Source organism: Polaromonas sp. P1_G4 (assembly GCF_056405475.1).
Genome location: NZ_JBFUCA010000446.1, coordinates 1 through 3607 on the forward strand (window position 1 = coordinate 1; position 3607 = coordinate 3607).

The following is a 3607-nucleotide window of genomic DNA, read 5'->3' on the forward strand; positions in this document are numbered from 1 at the left end:
CTATCGGGGGTGCTGCGGGATCCATAGCAGGGCAACTTGTTGGCAACGCTCTGGGTATTCAGGACGGATTTAGCTGGAAACAGGTCGCAATGGGAGCCATCAGTGGTGGGGTCGCCGGTGGCCTCTCAAACGTGGCTCCTTTGGGCGGACAGGCTAGCAGTCTGGGCAATACCATCGCGCGTGCTGCCTTGAGCAACGCGCTGACGCAGGGGATTGGCGTCGTGACGGGCCTGCAAGACCATTTTGACTGGCGTGGAGTAGCGGCCAGCGCCGTCGGCGCGGGTGTTGGCAACATTGTTGGAGGTGCGCTGGGCAAAACGGATATCAGCCCCTTTGCCGCAAGAGCCATTACCGGCCTAGCCGCGGGTACCGCCACCGCCATCGCCCGGGGCGGCAGGATCGCTGTGCAGCAGATTGCCGCTGATGCGTTTGGCAATGCGTTGGGTAACTCCTTCGTCGATGCTATGCAGCCTACGCAAGGGGGGGGAGCCTACTCGGCGGGGGACTATACGAATGAGATGGATCGGGCAAGCGACAGTTACAACCCAGCCCATGCAGGTGACTATGTCAACGAGATGGACCGGGCTAGCGATAGCTATAACCCTGCGAGCGAGTACGGCTATCGCAATGGATCTGATATTCAGAGCGATGGTGATGGGTACACGGGCGGGCAGGATTGGGCCATCGATCTGGCTGAACGTCGTGCAGCAAGACTAGGCTGGGCCAACTCTTCGACAGCAATAAGAGCGCCTTCCACGCTACGCACGTATACCGTGCGTGAGGGCGATAACCCGGCAAGCATCGGGCGCGCCTTCTTTGGTGACGAACGCGCTGGAGCCCTGATTTTGGCTGACAACGGCCTGAGCGCGTCTGCAAAAGGGGCGCGTAGCTTGCAGATTGGCACAGTACTGACGCTGCGCGATGACATCAGTGCTAGCAGCTTGCGCATTGGAGGGAAATTGATCAGCATGGACTCGGCAATCCGTGCAGAGCAAGCAGAGGCAAGCGCGCAAGCGGCGACCGATAGTTCTGGTTTGTCATGCACGCCAACCAATCCGTATGGAATTGCAACGCCAAGCACGCCACAAGAAGTGGCCGCTTTGATGCGAAGCATGCCGCGCCCGTCGGTGCTAGATCAGTTTAGTGCGGCTGCGCTGAATCAGTATGACGGGCGGGTCATGAAGGCGTGGGATGGCAAGCAGACGGTAGAGATGTCTGCTGGCGATCTAGCCAGAATGAACTCGTTTGGGATGCAAGCAGGGCAGAACTTGGCGGTGTCGTTGGTTGGCGCGGCGCAGTTTTCTCCACCGGGTTTGACGGTAAACACTTTCTTTGCGTCCTTGAATGGGACCACCAATGCCTTGCAAGGGAACTATACGGACGCTGCTTGGAATGGGGCCGAGGTTGTGTTGAACGTTGCAGCCGTTGGTGGCGCAAATAAGGTGGCTTCGCTATTTCGTTCAGAGCTCAATACTGAATTGAACGCAGTGATCCGTTCTGGGCTTGCCAGGGACTTGCCGAGCATGGCAGCGATGGATGGGATTTCGCCTTCCTTTGGGGCGAATATGGGGGGCGCAAGTTTCAGGAGTGAGGCGAAACTCATTGAGCACTTTGAAAAGCATGGATCAGAGTTTCTCTCCCGCAACACTTCCCGCATCGGCAATGCTGACGACTATCTGAGAGTCGGGCAGGACATAATGCAAAACGGACAACAAGTTAGCTATTTCTATGAGCCAGCGAACGAAGTGAGAACGGGCTACGTCTCATTTATGAGAAACCGGCAGAAGACTGGCGAGTCATTGTTCGGATTTGTTGGGACGGATGCGGATGGGTTCATTACTACAATTCATACCAAGCCACGGACAGAGTTATTTGATTTGCTTGGTGATAGCTCTCAGAGCAAGCTCAAGGCCTTTCGTACTGATACTGTGGGGCCATTGCCGCAAAATGGTTGGAAATTCCCATATACAAAATAATCAAATATATTTATGAAGGCTACGACCGTGCAAATGGTTCGACTTGAAAAACTAAGTGAAATTGTTGATGAAGAAGTGATTCTTCGCATTGGCGATTGCGAACTCGTTTGCTTTGCCGGTGGGCGTTTGCGTAACTTAGTCGAGGGTGTCAGCTACCCAGTTAAATTGAGCTTGCTGATATTGAATGACTATCACGTTGAAGAGATAGAAGATGAGTCCGAGCAAAGTGTCATAAGGCAAGGAAGCGCTTACTCTTACAAGATAAAAGGCAGACTTTTTGAAGGGCGCTTGCATGCTTGCGGGTTTGTATTTGAAGACGGCGCCTTTGATTCAGACTACGGCTACCTTGAAGGCAAGATGATATCCATGGACGTTGACAGAATAGACGCCCAATTTTTGCCCATAAAGGCACTTGCGTGAGTGCTGGTTGTTGAATTCCGTCGAAACTGGCCGACTTATGAAAAGTACCCATGGACTGGACCAGAGAGAGTAGGAACTAAGCGGCTAGCAGGACGAGTTACCATTCGAATTCGCTCGATGAACGGTAAGCCAGTGCCAATGAAGGCACTTCGCGTTTTAGGCATCTTCAATGAACCCTTGCAATCGGGTAGTTACGTTGGCAGAGGCCTCGTAGCCCGCAATATAGACTCCTCGGCCTTAGGTGTCTTATGCCCAGGCAGTGCGTCTGGTGAAGGCAGACTGTCTGAGCATCAATTGGGAGAACAATTCGACCGCTGGGGTGAGAATTTAGTTCCAGCCGCTATAGCTGGCCTTCGTCGTATCGAGTACGGTATCTACAGAGGCTAGGGGTGCGGGCGGGATTTCTTGCAAGGCGGTGCGCATCAGTGCTCCCAGCATCGATATACCACTGGCGCTGGCAGCGCTAAGCTCTGTGTTCGAGGGCCGATGACTATCGTCGGGTTGCATTCACCTCACGGCTCGCTCGGTAGCCTGACCCCGAGCGAGCTCGGGCGTAGAAGGTCGGCTTAACCAGAAGAAGTGACTAGTCTCCCGTTATGAACTGTCCGATTTAAGGGGCACGTGACGGCGGCTTAGTTCCGGTGAACCTTGCGCTCCAGCCCAAGGGGTTCACCCCATAGTCAAATCAAATCTCGACGAAATTCAATATGGAGCTGTTTCAACAGGGTTTTTAGGTATGGCGAGCGTCTCCTTTTTGCGGTACCGGCTATGAAATTTATAGCAAAAACATGTACCTCATGCTACGGGATGTAGCCGGGAACTATCATGAAAAGCTAAAGGAACCTAGGCATCCTGCAGCCTCTTTTTTATGGGCGTGAGGGTTGCAAATGATTGCGCTGCAAATCGGAGCTGGCGAAGTCAGTGGGGCAGAATTGGAGTGGGCGCGGGTTGTGCGATCACAGACACCGCGGATGCGGCTTTACCCAATTTCCCAAGCGGATACCCATCAAAAATAATATGCACGCGCGGCGTACCCGATGGGTTCGCGGCCCTGTGCATCACCTTGTTGTCAAAGAACCAGAGCTCCCCGGGCTTCACATTGAAGCGGTTGTTGCCTGACTCCAGTACATTGCACTCGCCGCAGCTGAGCACCAAGTGGTAGCGGTCTCTTCCCTCAAGAGACTCTTCGTCATCGTAGTGCCGGTAAACCT

General features: G+C 53.9%; 2 protein-coding genes and 1 pseudogene. 2 read left to right on the forward strand and 1 reads right to left on the reverse strand.

The features are described 5' to 3' along the window. Together AC1D1X_RS18420 and AC1D1X_RS18425 are read left to right on the forward strand one after the other, a co-directional pair. A pseudogene (locus AC1D1X_RS18420) lies at positions 1-1976 on the forward strand (hypothetical protein); the annotation flags it as partial. 33 nt (positions 1977-2009) lie between these two features. Then, positions 2010-2396, forward strand: coding sequence for a hypothetical protein (locus tag AC1D1X_RS18425; protein WP_477698835.1), 387 nt, complete (start codon positions 2010-2012; stop codon positions 2394-2396). Between the two features lie 918 nt (positions 2397-3314). On the opposite strand, the gene AC1D1X_RS18430 is transcribed toward AC1D1X_RS18425, so the two are convergent. Then, positions 3315-3607 (reverse strand): aspartyl/asparaginyl beta-hydroxylase domain-containing protein (locus AC1D1X_RS18430; RefSeq protein WP_477698836.1); only part of this gene is annotated, 293 nt, incomplete at its 5' end.

Coding starts and splice junctions, on each gene's coding strand:
- AC1D1X_RS18425 (WP_477698835.1), top strand. CDS start 2,010: ATGGTTCGACTTGAAAAACTAAGTGAAATTGTTGATGAAGAAGTGATT.